Raw genomic sequence first — 22,914 nt, 5'->3', positions numbered from 1 at the left:
AAATTGATACTGATTTTATTTTTTATTTTCTTGATTTAAGAAAAAATTCATAAAACTCAGTGAAATCAGCTCAATGCATTAATCCTGAGGATGAAAAAATGAATTTTTTATTAAATACAATTGCGATGGGATTGACGGTGGTCTCTGTTTTTATTTCGCCATTAACTCAAGCCGAAACAGTGGCATCGATCTCTTTTAGTGACTCGGTGGCTAAAGGTGAAGACCTGTCAAAAAAAATTATTATCAATCAGCAAGCTGTTCAAAATCCTCTGTTAGCTACGAATTGGACGAATGTACCCACTCAATTTATAAATGCTGGTGGAGTTAATTTCGCCTACAGAGAATATGGTCAACAAAATGGTAGAACACCTATTATTTTTCTGAATCATTTAGCTGCTGTATTAGACAATTGGGATCCAAGAATTATTGATGGAATTGCCGCAAAACATCATGTGGTGGTTTTTGATAACCGAGGTGTTGGTGCTTCTACAGGTAAACCTACTCAGTCGATTGAGCAAATGGCAGATGATGCAATTACCTTTATTCAAGCAAAAGGTTTCAACAAAGTTGATTTATTTGGCTTTTCAATGGGAGGTATGATTTCACAGGAAATCGTTCTTAAACAACCAAAATTGATCCGTAAAATGATTTTATCGGGAACTGGCCCTGCAGGTGGAATTGGAATTAGTACAGTTGGACGAGTTTCTAATTGGGATTTAGTCCGAGGTCTAGCCACTTGGCAAGACCCTAAGGTCTATTTATTTTTTACGCGCACAGACAATGGCAAAGTAGCTGCGAAACAGTTTGTTGAACGGATTAATGAACGTACTGAAAATCGTGACAAAGAAATCACCATTTCGGCTTATCGTGCTCAACTAAAAGCATTAAAAAAATGGGGAAATAAGAAACCAGCTGATCTTTCTATCATTCAGCAACCTGTCTTAGTTGCTAATGGTGATCATGATCGAATGGTACCCACTGTAAATACTTATGATTTGGCAAAACGCCTTCCAAATAGCACGCTCATCATCTATCCAGATGCAGGACACGGTGGAGTTTTTCAGTTTCATCAAGATTTCGTAAAGCAATCTTTAGCTTTTTTGGCGAAGTAAATTTCAACTTAGTTATGTATAAAATGGGATAACGACAATGACCACAATTAATCATCAAACCACTGAAACACAATTTATAGAAGTTGATGGAGCCAAATTTGCTTACCGTAGATGGGGTAATGCAAATACACAGCAACCGCCTTTGTTTTTTCTACAACATTTTCGTGGTGGTTTAGACAACTGGGATCCATTTATTACAGATGGATTAGCAGCGGACCGAGAAGTTATTTTATTCAATGGACGGGGAATCGCTTCATCGACTGGACAACCTCGAACTCGGATTGAAGAAATGGCCGATGATGCAGCAGCGGTGATTCGAGCATTAGGTCTGAAACAAGTTGATTTACTCGGCTTCTCTTTAGGTGGCTTTCAAGCACAAGATTTGGTACGTCGTCACCCTGAATTAGTTAGAAAATTAATGCTCTTAGGGACAGCTCCTCGAGGTGGAAAAGCTAGAGGTGATGATCCTGATGTTGCTGCTTTAGTATTGAAGCATGCCACCAGTGCTGTACCGTCTGAAGATGACTTTCTATTTTTATTTTTTGGTCGATCAGCAACAGCAATTCAAGCAGGACGTGATTTCTGGCAACGTCGCCATCAACGTAAAGATCAAGATCCAGCAAGTTCAGTCGATGTGATGCAGGCTCAGATTGAAGCCAATATGCATTTTTTACCAAAGCTTGATGAACAAGATCCTTTTGCGCATTTACGCGAGATTAAGCAGCCTACTTTTATTCTTAATGGTGTAGATGATGTGATGATTCCTACCATCAATGCCTATCAGATGGCACTTAATATTCCAAATGCTCAGTTGTTTATTTATCCCGATGCTGGACATGGAGCACAGTTCCAGTACCCAGAACGTTTCCTCAAGCATGCAATACAGTTTCTAGATGAGTAGTGCATCAGGATTCCCTAAGTATCTTCATATATTGATGAACTGAGAACTAAAATGATGAAATTTAAGTTATTACTGTGGATGTTGACTAAGCTTTTACAACGGGCTGTGAAAACTAACCCAAAATGTGCTGCTTATGTGAAAGACAAAAATGTCACATTTCAAATTCAAACAGCAAGTGGTGAAGGGCGTTATTTTGAAGTCAAAAATGGCAAAATAAAGTCTCATGCTGGACGAAGTAAATCCCCAAGTTTTACATTCACTTTTAAAAATGGCAGCACAGGTTTTGCTGTGCTATCAGCTAAAGATAGTGTCAATACATTTTTAACAGCCCTTAGAACACAGTATCTGGTAATTACTGGAAACTTTGTCGATGTCATGTGGTTTCAAAGTCTAGTCGACTTTATTCAACCTCAGCCTAAATCATCTTCAACTGTGTGAGCGAAGCCCATGACTGACTTGCCATTAAAAACAAATCTACTGAATCAGCCTTTAACGTTACCGAATGGTTTCGTAATTCCAAATCGTTTGGCTAAAGCAGCAACTAGTGAAACGTTAGCGACCTATTCCAATAACCCAACTGAAAAGCATATACGACTATACCAGCGTTGGGCGGCGTCAGGGATTGGCATGATTATCACGGGCAACATTATGATCGACCGACGTGCTTTAGGGGAGCCTGGGAATGTTGTTATAGAAGATGAACGGGATTTTGCAATTTTACAGCAATGGGCGAAAACCGTGACTAAGCAAGGGTCTCAATTATGGGCACAGCTCAATCATCCTGGAAAACAATCACCAAAAGGATTAAATGTACGAAACATTTCTTCGTCAGCAGTGCCATTTGGGGCTGAAATACAATCTTTATTTGCAACGCCTGATGAAGCTACTCATCAGGAGATTATAGAGATTATTCAGCGCTTTGGTCGTAGTGCGTTGATATGTAAAAAGGCTGGATTTAGTGGTGTTGAGATACATGCTGCACATGGTTATTTGATTAATCAATTCTTATCACCATTACACAATTTAAGAAATGACGAGTGGGGTGGTACTCCAGAAAAACGTCGCAAGTTTTTAATGGAAGTCTATGCAGAGATTAGAAAACAAGTAGGTGCAGATTTTCCAATTGCAATAAAGCTTAACTCAGCAGATTTTCAAAAAGGTGGGGTTACAGAAGAAGATTCTTTAGCAACTATCAAAGCATTGTCGAAAGCAGGAATTGATTTAATTGAAATTTCAGGTGGTACTTATGAGTCAGGAGTAGCTAAAGCACCTCAAAAAGCATCGACTATTGCCCGTGAAGCATTCTTTATTGATTTTGCTGAAAAGGTTAGAGCACAAGTAAAAACACCTTTAATGGTGACAGGTGGTTTTAGAAGTGTCGAAGGAATGAATCAAGCTTTAGGATCAAATGCTTTTGATGTAGTCGGGATTGCTAGACTGATGGCAATTGATCCTGATGCTCCCGAATATCTATTAGCTGGAACCAATAGTAAGCAAACAGTTCAACAAATTAAGACAGGCATAAAAAAGATTGATCAACTTGGGATTATGGAAGTACTTTGGTATACCCAACAACTTAATCGCATTGCCAAGGGAAGTAATCCAAAACCTAATGAAAGTAGCTTATGGGCATTTATCAAATCAGTTTTAAGAAGTGGTTGGGGGACGTACAAGACACAGCGTATTCGAATGAAATAATAATTTAGCATTTAAATTTATAAAAAGCACTCTCACAGGAGTGCTTTTTATTATTCAGCTTTTTGGTGAATAGTTCGAGAGCCAATTTCAGCACCTGTCACTTGATCAATCACAATCGGTATAATCTCTGTACCTTGTTCAGCATCAAGAAATATAGGCATTTTTTCAGGATTTTCAAAAGGTTTATGCTTACGGCCCCATGCACCGATTACAAATAAAACAGGTAAAAAATCTTTACCAGCTTGAGTGAGTACATATTCTTCACGGGGAGGATGTTCAGAATATTGTCGTTTTTCAAGTAATCCTTCATCTACTAAAGCGGATAAGCGTTTAGTTAGCATCGTGGGAGCAATGCCTAAACTTTTACGAAATTGATCAAAGCGTGTAAATCCTGCATGTGCATCTCGTAATATCAACATACTCCAAGCATCACCAAGAACAGACAGACTTCTCGCAATTGGACAGATTTCAAGACTGATATTTTTACTCATAAAATGAACAAGCTCAACTGTTACTACTTAAATGATATTAACATAATTTGACATCCTAAACTACATTAAACACTGTCGAGTAAGTCGAGTAGCGATCTGATTTCTGCATAACTTATATTATGTTACTTAGGATACTCAGCAACGTGAATTATAATCGTAGATATTCACGTTGCTGAGCTGTGGCAACAAACAGTGTTGTGTGTAGGCCACAGTCTTTAGATATTCTATTTAACATAATATACATTATGCGAAATACTATTAAATTAATAACCTAATGCCTAGATACCTTTGCAATTACAGATTTTGCCCAATTCCTAGTATGTTGACATACATTGGAAAGTTACACACAATGCTAGTCACTATATAAATATGTTTATACCAATAACAATGCCTTCGATTTATCAGTTAAAACCTGCATTTCAAAATTTACTTCGTCCATTGGTCAAATGGCTTTATTCAAAAAAGATCACTGCAAACCAAGTGACGCTCTTAGCAATGTTTATCTCTGTTGGATTAGCTTTTGCTTTGTACAACTTACATGTTTACCAGCAACCATTCATTCTATTCTTATTATTTCCTGTATGGATGCTTGTTCGCATGGCGTTCAATGCAATTGATGGCATGCTCGCACGTGAGTTCAATCAACAATCAAAACTGGGCGCATATTTAAATGAGCTCTGTGATGTCATCTCTGATTCTGCACTTTACCTCTGCTTTTTAGGTTTAGCCTTTATTCAGCCATTTCTTCTAGGTTTAGTCGTATTTCTAGCGATTCTGAGTGAATATACAGGTGTTATGGCACCGTTAATTGGTCAGGAACGCCGTTATGATGGCCCTATGGGTAAAAGTGACCGTGCATTTTGGTTTAGTTTAATTGCAATATGTGCAAGTTTCAGTCCATATTTAATCGAAAATAATTATTTAAATTCATTAGCTTATATATGCAATGGGCTTCTCGCCATTATTGCTATCCTACTGATTTTGACAATTTATAACCGTATTAAAAATAGTATTCAGCTTTAAGGAAAATTAGATGCAAAGCTCAAAAAAACATATATTTACGACCCATGATGATACTGAGTTGGCTTACCAACACTGGCCAGCATTGGCGCCACAAGATGTAAAAAAAGCAATTATTTTATTTCATCGTGGCCATGAACATTCTGGCCGTATGGCTCATTTGGTCAGTGAACTCAATTTACCTGAGTTTGATTTCTTTGCATGGGATGCTCGTGGACATGGGCAATCCCCAGGTTTACGTGGCGATGCACCAAGTTTTTCTGCTTGCGTAAAAGATATTCAATATTTTGTTCAGCATATTGAAGCAAGTTACAGCATTGTATCAACCAATATCGCTGTTATTGGTCAAAGCGTTGGAGCAGTTTTGGCCGCTACATGGGTACATGATTATGCACCTAAAATCAGAGCTTTATGCCTTGCATCACCAGCATTTGACATTAAGCTTTATGTGCCATTTGCAAAAGCTGGTTTAACGGTTTTAAGCAAATTAAAGGGTAATTTCTTTATAACCAGTTATGTAAAAGCCAATATGCTGACGCATGATGATGAACGTGCAAAAACCTATGATACAGATCCTCAAATCGCCAAAGCTATTTCGGTCCGGATGCTTTTGGGTTTATATGCTGCATCTGAACGTATTGTAAATGATGCACAAAATATCTTTGTACCTACACAAGTTTTGTGCTCAGGCTCAGATTTTGTGGTATACCGCAAGCCACAACAACAATTTTATGAAAAGCTTCCTCATCCTAAAAAAGAATTTCATGTATTAGAAGGATTTTTTCACGATACTTTAGGTGAAAAAGATCGTCATATCGCAGTTGAAAAGATTCGTCGCTTTATTTTGCAAAACTTTGCCGAAGATTATCAGGCACCAGATGTACTGAATGCTGACAAAATTGGTCCAAGCTGCGCAACGGCAGAACAGCTAAGTAGCGCACTTCCCGCCTCTTCAATCAAAAACTTATTCTGGAATTTAACCAAACGTAATTTAAAGCTAGGTAGCAAGTTCTCTCATGGTTTAAAAATTGGTGAAGATACTGGTTATGATTCTGGCAGTACTTTAGATTTTGTTTATCGCAATCAAGGTGAAAGCAAAAATATTCTCGGCAATATTATCGATCAGCAGTATTTAAATGCAATTGGTTGGCGTGGAATTCGTGTCCGTAAACAACACATCGAACAGTTATTGGCAAAATACGCAAAAGCACTGATCAAGCAACGTAAAGATGTTCGAATCCTAGATATTGCTGCGGGTCATGGTCGCTATATTTTAGATGCTGTGAATGAGCTTCCGACACCACCTAAATCTGTGCTTTTAAGAGATTATAGTCAACTCAATGTTGATTCTGGAACAGCATTGATTCAACAAAGAAATCTCGAAAACATTGCTCAGTTTGAATTAGGTGATGCATTCGATACCACATCACTGGCTAAGGTTAAACCAAAACCAAACTTAGTCATTGTTTCAGGGCTTTATGAACTCTTTAGTGATAACGATTTATTAAGACAATCTCTCTCTGGTATTCATCAAGCTATGCTACAAGGCGGTTATCTGATTTATACGGGACAAATCTGGCATCCGCAGCAAGAGTTTATTGCACGTGCTTTAACTTCACATCGTCAGGGCGATGCGTGGGTAATGCGGTTACGCTCACAAGCAGAGATGGATGCATTGGTTGAACAAGCTGGCTTCAAAAAAGTTGATCAATGTATTGATGAATTTGGGATTTTCACAGTTTCTGTTGCTCAAAAAATTTAAATAAAGACGTCTTATGCAAAATAATATTTTAGACCGTCAAAATGGTACTTGGAAATGGGGACTACTCTGTCTGGTCTTTTTAGCCCCTTTTTTCTTTTTAACCTACGGATTTGCCAATCAATACGCCTCTGGCCTAAGTCATGTCCCAAGTATCGTTTTTTCTTGGGAACATCATATCCCATTGTGGGCATGGACTATTGTGCCCTATTGGTCAATTGATCTTTTTTACGGATTGTCTTTATTGTTATGTTGGAATAAATTTGAATTAAAACAACATTCACTTAGGCTATTTTCGGCTCAGTTGATCTCCATCAGTTGTTTTTTGATTTTTCCTTTAAAATTCAGTTTTGAACGCGCTGAATTACATGGTTTCTTTGGGATATGGTTTGATGTACTCATGGGTTTTGATAAGCCCTTTAATCAAGCGCCATCATTGCATATCGTTTTATTGGTGATTTTGTGGGATTTCTACCGTCGACATATTAAACCGAACTACCGTTGGTTGGTCCATGTTTGGTCTTTTCTAATTGGAGTGTCCGTCTTAACCACGTGGCAACATCACTTTATCGATATTCCTTTGGGGCTATTGGTTGGTGCACTATGTTTATGGCTATTTCCACTTACAGTTAAAGCACCTTATCAAAAGGATGGTTTGCAACGAATTACGGGCAAACATTTAAAATTAGCGTGTTTTTATTTGATTGGGGCCTTGCTTTGTATGACGCCTGCATTTTTACTCAAAGGTGCATGGTTATGGATGTTATATCCCGCGATCAGTCTATTCTTAGTCGCTTTAGCATACTTTTTTGTTAGACCACATTTTTTCCAAAAGCAAGAAGATGGTCAGATGACTGTCGCTGCATGGCTATTGTTTGCACCTTATTCTCTGGTTGCATGGATCAATAGCCGTGTTTGGACCTATCAACATCCTGAAGACTCGTTGATTCTGCAACTCAACGGCGTTGATCTGTATCTAGGCCGTATCCCAACAACTAAACATAGTAAGCAATATCATGCTGTATTTGATTGCTGCGCTGAATTACCTGCAAATAATGATCATCATTATGAGAAGTATAGTACGCTTGATTTAATTCCGATCCAAAGCGCACAACTATTAGAAGCAGCAAAAAAGTTTGATCACTTTATCCAGCCTTTAATACAAGCAAATGAGCCACAAAAATTACTGATATTCTGTGCACTTGGTTATTCACGGAGTTGTAGCATCTTAATTGCGTGGCTATTACAGCAAGGCTATGTGAAAACCACTACGGAAGCGATTAGCCTGATTCAAAAGTCACGTCCTTGGATTGTTTTGAGTGAGACTCATATTATTGAAATTAATCGTTTTCAAGCTCTTCTTGTAAAGGAGGAACATCAATGAAAATGGATTTTGTAATCATTGGCCAGCTACTAAAACAAAGCAATAGTCTTTTAAAATCAGGCTATTTAGCATTTATCTTGTCGATTATCATCTTATCTTTATTTTCAAAAATGCAGATATTGATTCCTCTTTTCCTTGTTACTGGACTACTGGCGATTCACCATTATCTATTTATTCGGATTGAGTTTGATCGTGGTCTATTACAGCATATGGTTGATCAACCAGAAAAGATCGAAAATCTTACTCAACAATTGGATCAATCATTGTTAAATTTAAAATTGATTCCATCCAATAAAACAGATCGTGATTGGTCGGAACGGTTTAAGGGCTGTTTAAGGCTATTCAAAATACAGATGACCATTGTGTTAGTACAATATACTGTATTCATTTTACTTTTTTATAAATTAGCGCAAAGATGAAGGTTGAATGAAAAAAAATATAATCACACAATCAGTTGCACGTTTTATTGCTTTTCTAACACGGCGCAGTGCTAGACTGCTTACGGGTGCAAGAAGTTTATGGGTCGGCTGTGAGCCTGAACTCAAACAAAGAATCTATTATGCCAACCATAATAGTCATATTGATTTCATTCTATTATGGTCTTCTTTGCCCATTCATATCCGTCGACAAACACGACCAATTGCCGCGTCTGATTATTGGCTTAAAGATGGATTCAGGCGTTTTCTGATTCAAAATACTTTTTCAGGCGTCACTATTCAGCGTAATCGCACAGATCAACAAGATCCTTTACAGCCTGTCAAAGATGTATTAGCTCAAGGTGATTCGATTATTTTCTTTCCCGAAGGAACAAGGAACTTGAATGATGATATCGAACTGCTTGAGTTTAAAAGTGGGCTGTATCATCTCAGCCAACAATTTCCAGAAGTTGAAGTTGTTCCTGTTTGGATTTCCAACTTAAAGCGGGTGATGCCAAAAGGTGCATTTATCCCCTTACCTCTGCTCTCGACAGTCATCTTTGGTGAACCCTTAGCACTTGATCAATTCACAGACAAAGACCAGTTCTTGCAACACGCTCAGCAGCAATTATTAAAATTAAAAGAGGCCGAGAATCAATGAGCTTAGACAACTTACAACAAACTTATCTATTGTTTGGCATCTTTGCAGTCATTTTGATTATCGCTTCAAGTATTGGCTTTATTCTGAAGCAAAAAGCAGGGTTAAAACCATCCCCCGTTATTGATAATTTAAATGCCCGTATCAATGCATGGTGGATCATGCTGATTGTCTTGGCTGCAGCAATCTTATTGGGTAAAACTGCTTTTATTGTGCTGTTTGGCCTCATTTCTTTTTTTGCATTAAGAGAATTTATTAGCCTATTGCCCACACGGCGCGGTGACTATCTTCCCTTACTGATTGCGTTCTACTTCGTTATTCCATATCAATATTATTTGGTCTACACCAACTGGTACGGATTATTTTCTATTTTTATTCCACTCTATGTGTTTCTTCTAATCCCCATTGCCAGCTTGAAACTTGAAGATACAACACATTTTTTAGAACGTAGTGCCAAAATCCAATGGGGTTTGATGGTCAGTGTCTTCTGTATTTCACACGTTCCCGCCCTGCTCAATTTGGATTTACCCAAATTTACAGGGGAAAAAATTTGGTTGGCGATTTGGCTGATTATGGTGGTGCAAGCATCTGATGTCCTGCAATATGTATGTGGCAAGCTATTCGGAAAACATAAAGTTGCTCCTACACTTTCCCCATCAAAAACAGTAGAAGGTTTGGTGGGCGGTATCATTCTTGCCACAGCACTCGGTGTGCTGATGTCAGCATTAACGCCATTTAATTATTGGCAAGCAGCATTGATTGGATTGATTGTTTGTATTTTCGGTTTCTTTGGCGGGCTGGTCATGTCAGCCATCAAGCGTGATCGTGGGGTGAAAGATTGGGGGCAACTCATTCAAGGTCATGGCGGTATGCTGGACCGTATCGACTCCATCTGCTTCTCTGCTCCAATATTTTTCCATATCCTTCGCTATTGGTGGAGCTAATCCTTAAAAGGAAGAATGACCAATGCTGACTTGCCGATAAAACTTCGGTGTAACATTGGTCCACTTTTTAAATGCACGAGAAAAATGAGAAATATCAGCATAGCCTAAACGCTCTGCAATTTGCTCAATTGAAAGTTTGGGCTGTTTCAATAACCGCTCTGCTTGCTTCCTACGGACTTCGGCCACCAGAATCTGAAATGAAGTTTGCTGATTGCTTAATTGTCGTTGTAATGTTCGTTCTGAAAGATGTAATTTTTCAGCCACCTGTTTCAGCGATAGGAAGCCATCATCTTCATGATAAAGTAATGTTTTGACCTGAGCGTCCAGACTATCCTTCTGTCGTCTTTTTAATGACAGCTTAGAGGCATCTTGTTCACACTGTTGTTTGCTTAAGCGTGCCAGTAACACATCTGCTGTCTTTAACGGCTGCAGTAGCAACGCCTTATTGAAAGTTAAACAATCTTTTTCACACACGAAGCTAACATTTGAATCATTAAAAATCTTAGTATTTTTATAAAAACTGGGTTGCTGTTGCTGAAACTGAAAATGGACTGCAAGTTTATGCTGCACCAAATTTTCCAAAATTCGAGAAAAACCCAAGATTAAAAACATCATTCCCTGTTGATTCAACTTAAACTTCGGTGACGGTTGATGAAAATACAAATAAGCCATTTCTGCCTGTATTTTCAGTTTAGGTTGGAACACTGAACAATGTAAGCCAATAAATTGCTCTAGAATCTTGATTGCATCCCCTAATGTTTCAGAGGCAGTCGCGGCAATGCCAACATGACCATAACAAGAGATTCGCATTTGCTCTGCAAGATAGAGGCTAATCGCAGGTTCATGTGTCAGTAATGCTGCTTTTTCCAATAGATGATTGAAAATATCGAAATCTACATACCAAAACGGCGCACTTAAAGTTTGTGCTGAAATCCCTGTTCCAGACAAAAGCTGTTCAGAAGACACATTCCATTTTTGTATGATTTCAACCAATAAATTGACGTAAGTACCTGGTAATTCTGGATTCATGTGATCTCCATGAGACAGCGGAAATTTGGCGTAAAATGGTAAATATTGGCGGTTAATGAACTATGACAGCTTTCTTACTTTAAGCATAGTAGCCCTATCTAGAAACTCAGATTTTAAACTGGTGACATCATGCATATTTTGATCGTACATGCACATCCTGAAAAGCAGTCATTTACCGCAGCCCTCAAAGATACGGCGCAGCAGACTTTTGAACAGCAAGGTCATACTGTCGAAGTGTCTGATCTCTATGAAATGAACTTTAATCCTGTTGCTTCTAAAGATGATTTTGGCAGTCTGAATCAAGCGGATTATTTCAATTATACCTTGGAACAGCGTCATGCATTTAAACAACACCAATTTGCACCAGATATCCAAACGGAAATCGAAAAAGTTCAACGTGCTGATCTGGTTATATTTAGTTTTCCTTTGTATTGGACTTCTGTGCCTGCCATCTTGAAGGGGTGGATTGATCGTGTGTTTGTATCGGGTCTGTTTTACGGCGGTAAGCGTTTCTACAATCATGGTGGAATGACGGGCAAAAAAGCGATGCTGTGTTTAACACTTGGCGGCCGTGAACATATGTTTGGTCAAGGTTCGGTGCATGGGCCGATTGAACATTATCTATCATCACTACAACGTGGCACATTGGCTTATGTGGGCTTTGAAGTACTGCCACCATTTATTGCTTACCATGTACCCTACATCAGCCAAGAAGACAGACAAAAGATCGTGGTCGATTTTGAGCAATACCTACAAAACCTAGATGACTTACAGCCATTAGAGTTTATTTTATTGGAAAATTTCGATGAGAGAATGAATCCACTCGGATAAATCGGAATGTTGTTATGGTGATAAGGCTCTGTTTAAAGAACCTTATCACGTCAATTCTTAGAATTTTATCTCAACGCCAGCTTTGATGGTACGACCTGGAATAGGCATACCAATCACGGTACCTGGATCAAAGTTATAACGATTTGTTAAGTTATCGACATTAAATGACAACGCTAAATTTGGATTCCACTTATAACTCGAAAATACATCAATTAAAGTTTCAGAAGAAATTTCGGTCACTGCTCGTCCACTTACACCTGTACCTGCCAGCCAACCTTTAGGATTTGTCTTTTCCGAATGGTATTTAGCACGTGCACCAACAACCAATTTATTTTCAAACAGATTTTTACCGATCGTGATATTAAAAATCTTACGCGGTGGTAGACGAGTTGAGATCAAACTCCAAGAATCGCCCACCTCATTACATTCCTCTTTAGTTGCTGGACAGACTTTAGGTGCTTGATACAAGGTTCCATTCAAACTGACAAAGAAACTTGGATGATTATAAGAAAGATCTAACTCCAAACCTTTCAGCACAACTTGATTATAATTGACGAATGTATAAGAAGTTGTATAGGGAAGAATAAAGTCAGGGGTAATCTGGTTTGGAATATCTTTTCTTTGTACGCCCTGAGTCAGAAAGTCTTTGGTTTGGTTACGGAAATAATTCAGGTTAAATTTCAAATGATCATCTTGAGCGAATAGATTTTCTCGCTCTCCCATAAATCCTAACTCAATAAGACGCGAATTCTCTGGTTTAATCGGCAGGTCTGGATCATAACTAAAGGTTTGACCTGAAACAGTCGATTCAAAGAGGCTTGGGCTACGATGTGTATTGGACAGTTTTCCATAAAGATCGATACCGTCCCACAACTTATAGTTGAGTTGAGACATCCAATCGATGTTTCCTCCAAAGTCACGTACAGCATAACCCTTATTATTTAAGTCTGAATTCGCCACTGGTGTCATTGGTCGATACTGATCACCATAGTCTTTCACTTTGGCTTTATGCCATTTACTCCCTAAACTCAAAGTAAAATCATTAAAAAGATAATCGCCATTAAGGAAAACTGAGGACTCTTTACGCAATCCATCCCGTGCAATTTCATGATCAATCAAATTACGTGGCTTCATACGCTGTTCATCGTAGGTTAAGCCATAATTCAATGTGACCTGATCAAATTTACTGGTATTTTCTAGGTTTAGACCGCTACGATAATCTTGGAAACTGCCCCAATATTGATCACCATACCTCGAATTCTTCACACCGATCATGCCATTGTGCTGGCGATATTTGGCATTGGTATGCCACATCCCTAATTCGAGATCTACCCATGGATTATGTTTAGGCTTATACGTATAGCTCGCACTGAATGCATTAATTGCAGCTGAACCCAAAGACCATTGCGGCATGGTATAAGCATCTTCTATATATTTTGGCTCCACATACTCGTCATCGATATAGCCGTATGGCGGTGAGTTGGGATCAATCACTTTGGATCGACTCCAATAAAAGGCCATGACTTCACCCGCTTTTTGCACATGACGACGTAAATTTACTTCCACACGATGTTCATCAGTGATATTCATTCCAGCTTTAATGATACCCGAATCACTTTGATAACTGGTATTCACAACCTCTTGACCAGGTCCCACATCGACGATATCCCGTTTTTCGTAATACTCAATGCCATGTTTTCCAGCATAGTAATTGCCGACCTCTCGCTTACTATAAGCAGCAACCAAATCAAACATCTCGTTTCGATAAGCCAGTGCCAATGTGCCTGCGCCATTTTGAAAATTGTTTGAGGAAATTTTGTTATGAAGCCGATAAGACATCTGCTCCTTTTCATTGTCTGAGGTATGAGGTGTTCTGTTATTGTTGTAGAAGCTTCCTTTGAGCATTACACTCGCATTTTGATTGGGCAGTAGAATGTCATTGGCACTTAAGGTCCGCATTTTTACGATTCCTCCAATTCCTCCCACGCTAAATTTAGCCCGAGATGCACCTTTCTCAACCTCGATTTGGCTGATCAAATCCATATCGATGTAAGTACGGTCACTCTCTCCCTGATAACCTCTGAAAGTATGACTGGACTGTAAACTGCCATCAATGATGACTGGTACACGCCCTTCGCCCTGCATACCACGAATGCCGATATCAATCGCACCCGCTTCATTACGTAAACTGTTGACTTGTACTCCTGCAATATCGGAAAACACATCACCATTGCCTGTTCCTCTGAATCGACTAATCTGTTCTCGATCAAGATGAGTGGTATTCACCTTTTGTTGTTGTGGTTCGGCATTCACTTTAATTTCTGGCATTAGGACAAGAGCTTTAGCATTCTGCTCTGCTTGTGAACGAGTATTTGCATTGGAAGTCAGTTTCTCAGCATGCCCAAGCATGGAACTGGTTTTGGGCACTAAGAGATAGGTTTGCCCTTGTTTAATCACTTGATAAGGTTGATCAGCCAAGAGATAGTCAAAACCCTGCTTAACGGAGTACTTTCCGACGATCCCCTTACTTTTTAACCCTTTTAGATGACTAGAATCATAGCTCAATACAATGCCAGACTGTGCCGCAAAGCTTGACAGCACATATCCCAATTGGTTCTCTGCAATTCGATAATTTCTCTCCACTGCGGGCTTGTCTAATACCTGAATAGATGAGGTTATTTCTGCATAAGCTTCACTGATACAAAAACAGTGTATGAAGATTGCAAGAGTTTGCTTCTTAAATTTCATAGGAGGATCCACATTTGGTAATGATTTTCATTTTCAATAATCATTACCCAGTGATTTTGGAAAATATGACATTAAATTTCAACTTTTTCTGCTCTGCTCCATATCCACAGCATACAAACAAGCAAAATAAGCATGAACGTTAACTTGATGTGCAAATGTAGAGACGAAAGCATCAAGCTGATTGAAACTAAAACAATAGTTAATGTCATCATCCACTTACGTACACGGGAGATGGATTTAAACCCGCCTGTATATTGGGTAAGCAGCAGATGGATATAGCGATTCTGATGAATCCAGTGATGTAATCTCGTAGAACCTTTAGCAGCAAAAAAAGTGGCGAGGAATAAGAAATCAAAAGTAGGCACGCCGGGTAATACGATACCCAGCACTGCCAAAACCAGACAAACAATGGTTAGCGCGATATACACTCCACGCATGATAAGCGATGCATGGAGTTTTTCTTTTTGCGGTGCTGGTAAAGCATCTACATCACCACAATCTGTAATCTTCGCCTTATGCCTTAAAGAAGGATTTTTGGGCATAGGGTGGCTGCTCAATAAATATTTTTTAGCAAGCTGCCAAAGTAATCAAATGCCTGTTTAGCTCCTAAAATGACTTGATCTTGTTCACTCTCACTCAATTGAGCCGTATCAAGTTCAGCAATAAAGTGCTTCCACACCCTTGCTCTGCCTTCTGGATATGCAGCCAGATTACGTGCCCCAAACTCAGCAGTAAATCCTAAAAGCTGCTGTGCTTGTTTAAATAAAAACGCTGCACCCAGCGTCGAACCTTCCGAGACATAAATCCAGCCTAAGGCTTCCAGAAAGCCGACATGTTCAGTGACTAGTTCCTGTGCTTCAGGTTTGAGCTGCAAGTCATAAAGATCCAGTAACGCTGCCTGAGAACGACCACGAATATCCAAATCAGAAATAAGCGCGGAAACCTCAGGATGTCGAAATAAATATTCGACATTTTGCTGAAAATAATATTGAGCCAAGGTAAATTTTGCATAACGCTGTGTATCAGCAAATACTTGAGCTTTCTCCATCAAAAGATGCATCTGTTGGTGCTGGCTGGCGGTTTCATTTTTTAACCGTGATGCAAGCTGATTGAGGACGAATGAAGTTGCCATGAGATTTCTCCAGTTACTTTGGTTTAACTGTATTACCCGCCCAAAGTTAAAAAGCTGACAGCAATTTTCAATTATTTTTCACTTTTTTTCATTTTTAGCCCGAATGGTAATGACATGATCGCCTAAATGTCGCTGCATACGAATTGGATAGCTTAATTCCAAAGCCGACCGCAACTGAGTCAAGTTATTGACGGGATAAGAACCAGAGACTTTTAATAATTTCAATTCAGGATCAAGATCAACATATTGATGTTGATAACGCCCAATCTCTTGAAAGAGCTGCTCTAAAGGCATTTCAAATGCCATAATCATCTGATTTGTCCAAACCAATACATTCGGATCAAGCTGTCCCAAGGCTTTAAAGTCAGTATCATCAAAACATAATTGCTCACCAGCCCGTACAACTGTCATTTTTTTAGATTGATTCAAAGTCACTTTGACCGCACTTTCAATCACGCCTAAACAGGTTTGCTGTTGTTTATTTTTGAGATATTGCACATTAAAGACTGTGCCTAATGCTTGTAAATGAGCACTTTCAGTCTCGACAAAAAATGGACGATCACTTTGAGTCTCTTTTGCGGTATGAATCTGTATTTCACCGTAGTGTAATCGCAGCGTTCGTTGAATTGGTGTATAGCGAACATCAAGTGCTGTATTGGTATTTAATTGGAGTTGCGTTCCATCTTCAAGTGTCACATTCTTCTGCTGACCCGCAGCTGTGCTGTAATCTGAAAGCCAGAAATATTTATAATCAGAATTCCATGCAAGGATACTGCCCAGACATGCAATACAAGCCACAACAAGTTGTTTGGTCCACTGAAACTGCGCAGCTTGATTGCCTTTTTTAATGATTTCATGACCATTTTCAGGAAAATAATCAAAACTACTCAGCAGACGCTCTGCTTTCAGCCATGCAGTTTGATGCGCTTCGCTTTGACTTTTCCATTTTTCGAATTCAATCTGTTGAACTTCAGTTAATGCTGATGCCTGAATTCGTACAATCCATTCAGCGGCTTCTTTCAAAATTTTTGCCTGAGACATGTCAATCTCAATCCATGATCGCTAAACATTGAGTCAGTACAGCAACCAAATCTCGCATAACCGTTCGTGTAGAAATATTCAAACGATTCGCAATCTCTTGCTGTGTAAGCCCTTCAAGTTGTGACCAGATAAAGACCTGCTGTTGACGTTCAGGCATTTGATTTAACAATTGGTTAATCAAACATAGTGATTCAATTGCAGATATTTTTTGCTCAGGACTAATCTCATCATACTCGGGCCTACTACTCAGCGCTTCCAAATAGGCTTTTTCTATTGATTTACGTTGGTACCAATTGATTAATATCCCCTTTGCCACCGTTGTTAACAGTGCTCGAGGTTGATCAAAATACAATTGATCTTTACGTTTTAAAATACGAATAAAGGTATCGTGCGCTAAATCTGCTGCATCTTCACTGTGATTGAGGCGTCGTTTCAGCCATTGATACAACCACGAATGATGTTGACGATAGAGAGTATTGACTGGATCAGACATTTCAAAAGATAATGAGAATCATTAATAGTATCTTAACAAAAAATAAGAAAATGATCACCTCTGTTTTATATCTTAATCGCTATATCCATGATGATTAATTGAATTTTTTTAAAAGTAGTTTTTTTAATACTCAAAAGACAGTCACACTGCTTTTTCTTCAACCTTAAAACGAGTTTCGCTTATCCTTCAACAGTACTGAAGACTCCACAATTGCACTATTTCATCTAAGACTTTCAGGTCTCACCGAAACACTGCCTTGCACATGTTTCTTTATTGCTTTACCACTCACTTTCATATGAAACGTCAATGAATCGTCATAAAGGTGACACCGTGTTGTCACAAGGTCTGTCTAGTGTGTTGACATCTTTGTTATGGATGAAGCAGATGTTGAATAAAACCAAACGATGGCTGGCATGTCTTTATGTTTTCCCCATTCTATTCGCACTTACAGCGTGCAATGACTCCAGTGACGATCAGACAGCAGCGAAACCTGATGACACCAAGAAACCAGTCATGCGCTGTGCACCATAAACATAAGAACAACGAAGATAGGGAAAATATTGTGATTAATCGTCGTCAATTTTTAGCAAATACACTTAAAACCGGCTTTGGCGCTGCCGCGTTAACCACCTTTCCAGCCAGCATTCAAAAAGCCTTGGCGATTCCTGCCAACAATAAAACGGGCACGATTCAAGATGTTGAGCATGTCGTTATCCTGATGCAGGAAAACCGCTCCTTTGACCATTATTTTGGAACATTAAAAGGCGTTCGTGGTTTTGCCGATCGTTTCACCATTCCTTTGCAAAATGGCCGTACAGTTTGGCAACAACAACGCAGTAATGGGGCGTTATTAACTCCCTTTCATTTAGATGGCTCAAGTAATAATGCCCAACGTGCACCCGGAACCAACCATACTTGGGTGGATAGCCAACAAGCATGGGATAATGGCCGTATGTCAAACTGGCCAACCTATAAAACTGATTATGCCATGGGGTATTTCAAGGAACAGGAAATCCCCTATCAATTTGCATTAGCCAATGCTTTTACGATTTGTGATGCTTATCACTGCTCTATGCATACTGGTACAGATGCAAACCGATCCTTTCATCTCACAGGAACCAATGGTGCAGTGCCGACCAGTACAGCATTTGTCAATAATGAATGGGACTGGATTGATGGCGATCCTAAAACAGTTGATGTTGGTTATACATGGAAAACCTATGCTGAACGCCTAGAAGAAGCTGGGATCAATTGGATTTGTTATCAAAATATGCCCGATGAATGGGGCGATAATATGTTAGGCGCATTCCGCAGCTTTAGAAAAGCCAATATCGATTCAGGTTATCCAGTCTCAAGTGGTGGAGCACCCAATAGTCCTTATAACAAGGCTGCGCAAAAGTTACCTTATAAAGCCTATGATGCCACCACGGATAATGCCAAGAATCCACTTTATAAAGGCGTTGCCAATACTTTACCTGGCAATAAACCTGAAGAATTCCTAGATGCATTCAAAAATGATATTAAAACTGGAAAATTGCCACAGGTGTCTTGGATTAATGCACCTTCAATTTATTGTGAACATCCGGGACCATCAAGCCCAGTACAAGGCTCATGGTTTATTCAGGAAATACTTGATGCATTAACAGCTGTGCCAGAGGTTTGGAGCAAAACTGTATTCTTGATCAATTTTGATGAAAATGATGGTTATTTTGACCATGTTCCATCGCCATCAGCACCGACATTGCAAGCGGATAATACCTATGCAGGTAAATCAACGCTTAGCCAAGCAGATATGCGTCATGAATACTATGTACATGATGCACCTCTAGGTAGTACCAGCCAACCGAACAAAGACAATGGTGTTTATGGTCCTGGTCCCCGCGTTCCTTTATTTGTGATTTCACCTTGGAGTCGTGGGGGCATCGTCAACTCACAAGTCTTTGACCATACTTCGGTATTGATGTTCCTCGAACAACGTTTTGGCGTTAAAGAAAGTAATATCAGTCCTTATCGCCGTACTGTATGTGGAGACCTGACCTCTGCATTTAACTTTAAAACACCGAATGAAGATGTACTGCCAACACTAAACGGTAAACAAAGCCGTGAGCAAGCGGATCAATTGCGTAGCTCACAGCAGAAGTTACCCAATGTGCCCATTCCAACCAATTTACAATTGCCGATTCAAACCAGTGGTATTCGTCGTTCAAAAGCATTGCCTTATGAATTGCATACCAGTGCGCGCTGCCTCAATGATGGCACAATCAAGCTGTTGTTTTCGAATACAGGCACACAAGGTGCTGTATTTCATGTTTACGACAAATTAAACCTCAACCGAATACCGCGTCGTTACATTGTCGAAGCAGGCAAAAGCTTAGATGATGTGTGGAATGTGCAAAAGGATAATCAAGGTTTATATGATCTTTGGGTCATCGGTCCCAACGGCTTTCATCGTCATTTCAAAGGTGATCTAAACCGCAACCAAGATTTACAGATTAATCCTGAGATTCATGTTTGTTATGATATTGCCAATGGTAATGTTTATGTCGATCTGAACAATACTGGCACTAAAGATATTGAGTTGGTGATTAGTCCAGTGGTTTATCGTACTGATGCTCCGCTAAAAGTGATTGTGAAAGCTGGACAAAGCTCAACTCAGCATTGGGAATTGCAAGATGCTTGGCAATGGTATGATTTTGCTGTGACTTGCACTCAGGATGCAAAGTTTTATCGCCGTTTTGCAGGTCGTGTAGAAACAGGCGAAGACTCTGTGAGTGACCCGGCAATGGTTTAATATTGAATTCATCTCATAAACCTCCTCAATTGCAGATGCAGTTGAAGAGGTTTTTTAGATTAGATCATCTCTGATTGAATCGTTAGCCATATCTTCAATGGCTGTAGGCTCTTTATCTTTAATTTTTATGTTGAAGCTTATAACACTCATCTAAAGCAAGTTCATAATATTCAAGTCCTTCCTTCGCAGCCAAGAAGGCTCTTCTTTGCTGTACAGGGTCTTTATCACATAAGCGTTTGATCAACTCCATGGCCTCATATGGATGCAGATCATCATAATGCGCATGCGCTCTTAACCATGCCAACGAGCGTTTATTAATATTGACTTCGGGATGTTGTGTATAAGTCTGAATCCCTTTATACACCTGAATGGTCCAATCTCCTGTTGCCCATTCAATCGCTAGATTGGTTGCCGCAATACTTTCAGCCAAGCTGCCACGAAAATTAACATCCCATAAGAAGTGATTAACTGCATTCATCGCCACAGGTGGTTTAACATTATTCAACATATCAACTGTTAGACCAAAGCCCCCCGCCCAGTCCTGATACCAGTTTAAATGTCGTTCTTCCACTTTAATATTCTGAATCAACCAATCTCTGGTTTCGGTCACACCATCTAAAGAAAAAGCTGTTGCTTTTGCCAAAGATCCCGCCATATAAGATGGAAAATGTGCAACTAAGGGATAAAAATTTAATAAGGCTGAACGAAAGCATTCCAGACTTAAAGAACCTGTTGCCATATCTAAGAATAATGGGTGTTTACTCACCCGTTCTTTTGAGGGTAATAATTCATCCCAGAATCGTTGAGCCCAACCTGAATGAGGTGTAATTTCTAATTTTGTTCCATATTGATTCATAGCAGTCATTGCGATGCATCCTATTTCGTATGACTTAATCCAACCATGTTCCATGATTGCTGCTTTTTTATAAATTGTATCCTAATATCGTAAAGATACAATCGCTTGTGATTTAGTTTGTAACAGTTTTTATTTCTTGAATCTAATTTAAACTTGAATCATTATATTAGGCAATGACCATTATATAAAAATTAATATTTTTTTATAATCTAATACACATTCTATTTAAATCAGTGTAACGTAGTAAAAAAATAATCCCTATTTTGACATTTATAAGAACATTGGGAGTGGTGAGAGATAAGATGAAGTTGAAAGCTTCCAATATTTTGGGACAAGAACAAATCGACTTGTTAATTTCTCGCGGGCTAAATTTAGTTTGGTTTCCTAAAGAATTAGAAGCGATCTATCGAGATCAGTATAGAAATGAGGCTGCGCATGAGTTCCGCTATCGCGCCCCTATTATTTTAGGTTTATATCTATTTCTAAGCTTCGGTATCTATCAAGTTTTGCCTACAGACCTACGTATTACTTGGATGGCGACCTACGGCTGGGTAGGTATCATCATTACGCTGGCATGGTTACTGTCTTTCCTACCAATCATGAACAAATGGTTTGATCATTACGTTTGTATTGGCTCGACAGGTGCTGTGGCAATTTCCTTCACCATCATTAACGTGTTAGAACAAGGTCAGAATAACGTCTTGTTCCATGCTGCGATGATGTATGCCGTGGTCATCATCTATGCTTTTGTTGGGATGCGCTTCTACACCGCAATTATTGCTGGTTGGGTTGGTGGTTTGATTGGTATTGCGGCCAGTACATGGTTCAGTGGTGCAATTGACTGGACCTTCCTAAATCGTACCTATACGTTTAGCAGTTTCTTAGGTATGGCACTGGCTTATGCGACTGATCGGCAGCACCGTGAAAACTATTTACAAAACTGTATGCTTGAGCTGAACCGTTTGGAATTAATGCGACAAGCCCAGCAATTGTCTATTCTCTCTCAACAAGATGCATTGACAGGCCTGGCCAATCGACGCTATCTGGATGAAGTGCTTGAAAATGAATGGAAACGAGCGACCCGCCATGAAATGCCAATCACCATCATGATGATCGATATCGACTTTTTTAAGCTCTACAATGACACTTTAGGACATATTCAAGGTGATCAATGCTTAAGGCGAATCGCCATCATGTTAGGCTCTATCGCCTCGCGTAGCGGTGATCTTGCAGCACGTTATGGTGGAGAGGAATTCTTGTTGCTGTTTTCGATGACTGATCGCGATCAGGCCATCACTCAGGTACAGAGACTTATGGAATTGGTACGTAATATTGGAATTTTGCACCCACGTAGCAATGTTTCAAAACACGTGACCATTAGTGTAGGTGTTGCAACCATGGTTCCATGTGTTGGAGATAGCCTTTCTGAGTTTGTTGCACAAGCAGATCATGCATTATATATCGCAAAAAGTAATGGTCGGAATCAATATCATATTGCGACATCAGATAATATGATTTCTGAAGCTTTATAATTCATTCATCATTATTAAATGAATATTAGACTAATTTAATTTTATATTGTTAAAATGTGATGTAAGCCACACATATAA

At 39.2% G+C, this 22,914-nt stretch carries 22 protein-coding genes; 14 read left to right on the top strand and 8 right to left on the bottom strand.

Going from position 1 to position 22,914, the window contains the following annotated elements:
* The first annotated feature begins 98 nt into the window (after positions 1-98).
* From F887_RS09195 to F887_RS09210, 4 genes are read left to right on the top strand one after another with little or no spacing between them, the layout of a single operon-like run.
* Entirely contained in the window at positions 99-1,112 is a 1,014-nt protein-coding gene (locus F887_RS09195) for an alpha/beta fold hydrolase (RefSeq protein WP_005294039.1), read from the top strand.
* 37 nt (positions 1,113-1,149) lie between these two features.
* Complete coding sequence (locus F887_RS09200; protein ID WP_005294037.1) at positions 1,150-2,013, top strand: alpha/beta fold hydrolase; 864 nt, start codon at positions 1,150-1,152, stop codon at positions 2,011-2,013.
* Positions 2,014-2,064: 51 nt separating this feature from the next.
* Positions 2,065-2,451, top strand: a complete 387-nt coding sequence (locus F887_RS09205; protein WP_005294035.1) for a hypothetical protein — start codon at positions 2,065-2,067, stop codon at positions 2,449-2,451.
* A 9-nt stretch (positions 2,452-2,460) separates the two neighbouring features.
* Positions 2,461-3,711 carry an NADH:flavin oxidoreductase/NADH oxidase family protein gene (locus F887_RS09210; protein WP_005294033.1) on the top strand — a complete coding sequence of 417 codons (1,251 nt, stop codon included), beginning with the start codon at positions 2,461-2,463 and terminating at the stop codon, positions 3,709-3,711.
* A gap of 50 nt (positions 3,712-3,761) precedes the next feature.
* On the opposite strand, the gene F887_RS09215 is transcribed toward F887_RS09210, so the two are convergent.
* Entirely contained in the window at positions 3,762-4,202 is a 441-nt protein-coding gene (locus F887_RS09215) for a winged helix-turn-helix transcriptional regulator (RefSeq protein WP_005212321.1), read from the bottom strand.
* 387 nt (positions 4,203-4,589) lie between these two features.
* Between F887_RS09215 and F887_RS09220 the strand changes: the two genes are divergently transcribed.
* From F887_RS09220 to F887_RS09245, 6 genes are read left to right on the top strand one after another with little or no spacing between them, the layout of a single operon-like run.
* A complete protein-coding gene (locus F887_RS09220; RefSeq protein ID WP_005294031.1) occupies positions 4,590-5,225 on the top strand; it encodes a CDP-alcohol phosphatidyltransferase family protein in 636 nt (211 codons plus the stop codon).
* 10 nt (positions 5,226-5,235) lie between these two features.
* Positions 5,236-6,984, top strand: a complete 1,749-nt coding sequence (locus F887_RS09225) for a bifunctional alpha/beta hydrolase/class I SAM-dependent methyltransferase (protein WP_005294029.1) — start codon at positions 5,236-5,238, stop codon at positions 6,982-6,984.
* Between the two features lie 13 nt (positions 6,985-6,997).
* Entirely contained in the window at positions 6,998-8,365 is a 1,368-nt protein-coding gene (locus F887_RS09230) for a phosphatase PAP2/dual specificity phosphatase family protein (protein ID WP_005294027.1), read from the top strand.
* On the top strand, positions 8,362-8,784 hold the full coding sequence (locus tag F887_RS09235) for a hypothetical protein (RefSeq protein WP_005294025.1): 423 nt from the start codon (positions 8,362-8,364) through the stop codon (positions 8,782-8,784). Before F887_RS09230 ends, F887_RS09235 begins: the two co-directional genes overlap by 4 nt.
* Positions 8,785-8,791: 7 nt before the next feature.
* On the top strand, positions 8,792-9,442 hold the full coding sequence (locus F887_RS09240; protein ID WP_005294023.1) for a lysophospholipid acyltransferase family protein: 651 nt from the start codon (positions 8,792-8,794) through the stop codon (positions 9,440-9,442).
* Positions 9,439-10,383, top strand: coding sequence for a phosphatidate cytidylyltransferase (locus tag F887_RS09245; RefSeq protein WP_005294021.1), 945 nt, complete (start codon positions 9,439-9,441; stop codon positions 10,381-10,383). The genes F887_RS09240 and F887_RS09245 overlap by 4 nt, the downstream gene beginning before the upstream one ends.
* Positions 10,384-10,386: 3 nt before the next feature.
* On the opposite strand, the gene F887_RS09250 is transcribed toward F887_RS09245, so the two are convergent.
* Complete coding sequence (locus F887_RS09250) at positions 10,387-11,412, bottom strand: AraC family transcriptional regulator (protein ID WP_005294019.1); 1,026 nt, start codon at positions 11,410-11,412, stop codon at positions 10,387-10,389.
* Between the two features lie 129 nt (positions 11,413-11,541).
* On the opposite strand from F887_RS09250, the gene F887_RS09255 reads away from it, so the two are divergent.
* A complete protein-coding gene (locus tag F887_RS09255; RefSeq protein ID WP_005294017.1) occupies positions 11,542-12,243 on the top strand; it encodes an NAD(P)H-dependent oxidoreductase in 702 nt (233 codons plus the stop codon).
* A gap of 57 nt (positions 12,244-12,300) precedes the next feature.
* Here the strand turns inward: F887_RS09255 and F887_RS09260 are convergent, their stop codons facing one another.
* The 5 genes from F887_RS09260 to F887_RS09280 all read right to left on the bottom strand — a co-directional run bounded on the left by F887_RS09260 (position 12,301) and on the right by F887_RS09280 (position 17,657).
* Positions 12,301-14,991 (bottom strand): TonB-dependent receptor, encoded by a 2,691-nt coding sequence (locus tag F887_RS09260; RefSeq protein ID WP_005294016.1) that lies wholly within the window; start codon positions 14,989-14,991, stop codon positions 12,301-12,303.
* A 71-nt stretch (positions 14,992-15,062) separates the two neighbouring features.
* Positions 15,063-15,533, bottom strand: a complete 471-nt coding sequence (locus tag F887_RS09265) for a YbaN family protein (RefSeq protein ID WP_005294014.1) — start codon at positions 15,531-15,533, stop codon at positions 15,063-15,065.
* 11 nt (positions 15,534-15,544) lie between these two features.
* Entirely contained in the window at positions 15,545-16,123 is a 579-nt protein-coding gene (locus F887_RS09270) for a biliverdin-producing heme oxygenase (protein WP_005294011.1), read from the bottom strand.
* A 78-nt stretch (positions 16,124-16,201) separates the two neighbouring features.
* A complete protein-coding gene (locus tag F887_RS09275; RefSeq protein ID WP_005294008.1) occupies positions 16,202-17,164 on the bottom strand; it encodes a FecR domain-containing protein in 963 nt (320 codons plus the stop codon).
* 7 nt (positions 17,165-17,171) lie between these two features.
* Positions 17,172-17,657: a sigma-70 family RNA polymerase sigma factor gene (locus tag F887_RS09280; protein ID WP_005188603.1), complete on the bottom strand. Its 486-nt coding sequence runs from the start codon at positions 17,655-17,657 to the stop codon at positions 17,172-17,174.
* A 306-nt stretch (positions 17,658-17,963) separates the two neighbouring features.
* Between F887_RS09280 and F887_RS0117965 the strand changes: the two genes are divergently transcribed.
* Together F887_RS0117965 and F887_RS09285 are read left to right on the top strand one after the other, a co-directional pair.
* Entirely contained in the window at positions 17,964-18,188 is a 225-nt protein-coding gene (locus F887_RS0117965) for a hypothetical protein (protein WP_032862861.1), read from the top strand.
* A 31-nt stretch (positions 18,189-18,219) separates the two neighbouring features.
* Positions 18,220-20,448, top strand: coding sequence for a phosphocholine-specific phospholipase C (locus F887_RS09285; RefSeq protein ID WP_005294003.1), 2,229 nt, complete (start codon positions 18,220-18,222; stop codon positions 20,446-20,448).
* Positions 20,449-20,566: 118 nt separating this feature from the next.
* Here F887_RS09285 and F887_RS09290 read toward each other — a convergent pair whose 3' ends face one another.
* A complete protein-coding gene (locus F887_RS09290) occupies positions 20,567-21,313 on the bottom strand; it encodes an iron-containing redox enzyme family protein (RefSeq protein ID WP_005294002.1) in 747 nt (248 codons plus the stop codon).
* Between the two features lie 293 nt (positions 21,314-21,606).
* On the opposite strand from F887_RS09290, the gene F887_RS09295 reads away from it, so the two are divergent.
* Positions 21,607-22,836: a GGDEF domain-containing protein gene (locus tag F887_RS09295; RefSeq protein ID WP_005294000.1), complete on the top strand. Its 1,230-nt coding sequence runs from the start codon at positions 21,607-21,609 to the stop codon at positions 22,834-22,836.
* The last annotated feature ends 78 nt before the right edge of the window (positions 22,837-22,914 follow it).

The sequence above is a fragment of the Acinetobacter sp. NIPH 2100 genome (assembly GCF_000369805.1).
GTDB lineage: Bacteria > Pseudomonadota > Gammaproteobacteria > Pseudomonadales > Moraxellaceae > Acinetobacter.
This window is presented reverse-complemented; position numbering and strand designations above follow the sequence as displayed.

What these genes read in the sequence shown, in the direction of transcription:
- F887_RS09195 (WP_005294039.1), top strand. Translation starts at nt 99, where the DNA reads ATGAATTTTTTATTAAATACAATTGCGATGGGATTGACGGTGGTCTCT.
- F887_RS09200 (WP_005294037.1), top strand. Translation starts at nt 1,150, where the DNA reads ATGACCACAATTAATCATCAAACCACTGAAACACAATTTATAGAAGTT.
- F887_RS09205 (WP_005294035.1), top strand. Translation starts at nt 2,065, where the DNA reads ATGATGAAATTTAAGTTATTACTGTGGATGTTGACTAAGCTTTTACAA.
- F887_RS09210 (WP_005294033.1), top strand. Translation starts at nt 2,461, where the DNA reads ATGACTGACTTGCCATTAAAAACAAATCTACTGAATCAGCCTTTAACG.
- F887_RS09215 (WP_005212321.1), bottom strand. Translation starts at nt 4,202, where the DNA reads ATGAGTAAAAATATCAGTCTTGAAATCTGTCCAATTGCGAGAAGTCTG.
- F887_RS09220 (WP_005294031.1), top strand. Translation starts at nt 4,590, where the DNA reads ATGCCTTCGATTTATCAGTTAAAACCTGCATTTCAAAATTTACTTCGT.
- F887_RS09225 (WP_005294029.1), top strand. Translation starts at nt 5,236, where the DNA reads ATGCAAAGCTCAAAAAAACATATATTTACGACCCATGATGATACTGAG.
- F887_RS09230 (WP_005294027.1), top strand. Translation starts at nt 6,998, where the DNA reads ATGCAAAATAATATTTTAGACCGTCAAAATGGTACTTGGAAATGGGGA.
- F887_RS09235 (WP_005294025.1), top strand. Translation starts at nt 8,362, where the DNA reads ATGAAAATGGATTTTGTAATCATTGGCCAGCTACTAAAACAAAGCAAT.
- F887_RS09240 (WP_005294023.1), top strand. Translation starts at nt 8,792, where the DNA reads ATGAAAAAAAATATAATCACACAATCAGTTGCACGTTTTATTGCTTTT.
- F887_RS09245 (WP_005294021.1), top strand. Translation starts at nt 9,439, where the DNA reads ATGAGCTTAGACAACTTACAACAAACTTATCTATTGTTTGGCATCTTT.
- F887_RS09250 (WP_005294019.1), bottom strand. Translation starts at nt 11,412, where the DNA reads ATGAATCCAGAATTACCAGGTACTTACGTCAATTTATTGGTTGAAATC.
- F887_RS09255 (WP_005294017.1), top strand. Translation starts at nt 11,542, where the DNA reads ATGCATATTTTGATCGTACATGCACATCCTGAAAAGCAGTCATTTACC.
- F887_RS09260 (WP_005294016.1), bottom strand. Translation starts at nt 14,991, where the DNA reads ATGAAATTTAAGAAGCAAACTCTTGCAATCTTCATACACTGTTTTTGT.
- F887_RS09265 (WP_005294014.1), bottom strand. Translation starts at nt 15,533, where the DNA reads ATGCCCAAAAATCCTTCTTTAAGGCATAAGGCGAAGATTACAGATTGT.
- F887_RS09270 (WP_005294011.1), bottom strand. Translation starts at nt 16,123, where the DNA reads ATGGCAACTTCATTCGTCCTCAATCAGCTTGCATCACGGTTAAAAAAT.
- F887_RS09275 (WP_005294008.1), bottom strand. Translation starts at nt 17,164, where the DNA reads ATGTCTCAGGCAAAAATTTTGAAAGAAGCCGCTGAATGGATTGTACGA.
- F887_RS09280 (WP_005188603.1), bottom strand. Translation starts at nt 17,657, where the DNA reads ATGTCTGATCCAGTCAATACTCTCTATCGTCAACATCATTCGTGGTTG.
- F887_RS0117965 (WP_032862861.1), top strand. Translation starts at nt 17,964, where the DNA reads ATGAATCGTCATAAAGGTGACACCGTGTTGTCACAAGGTCTGTCTAGT.
- F887_RS09290 (WP_005294002.1), bottom strand. Translation starts at nt 21,313, where the DNA reads ATGACTGCTATGAATCAATATGGAACAAAATTAGAAATTACACCTCAT.
- F887_RS09295 (WP_005294000.1), top strand. Translation starts at nt 21,607, where the DNA reads ATGAAGTTGAAAGCTTCCAATATTTTGGGACAAGAACAAATCGACTTG.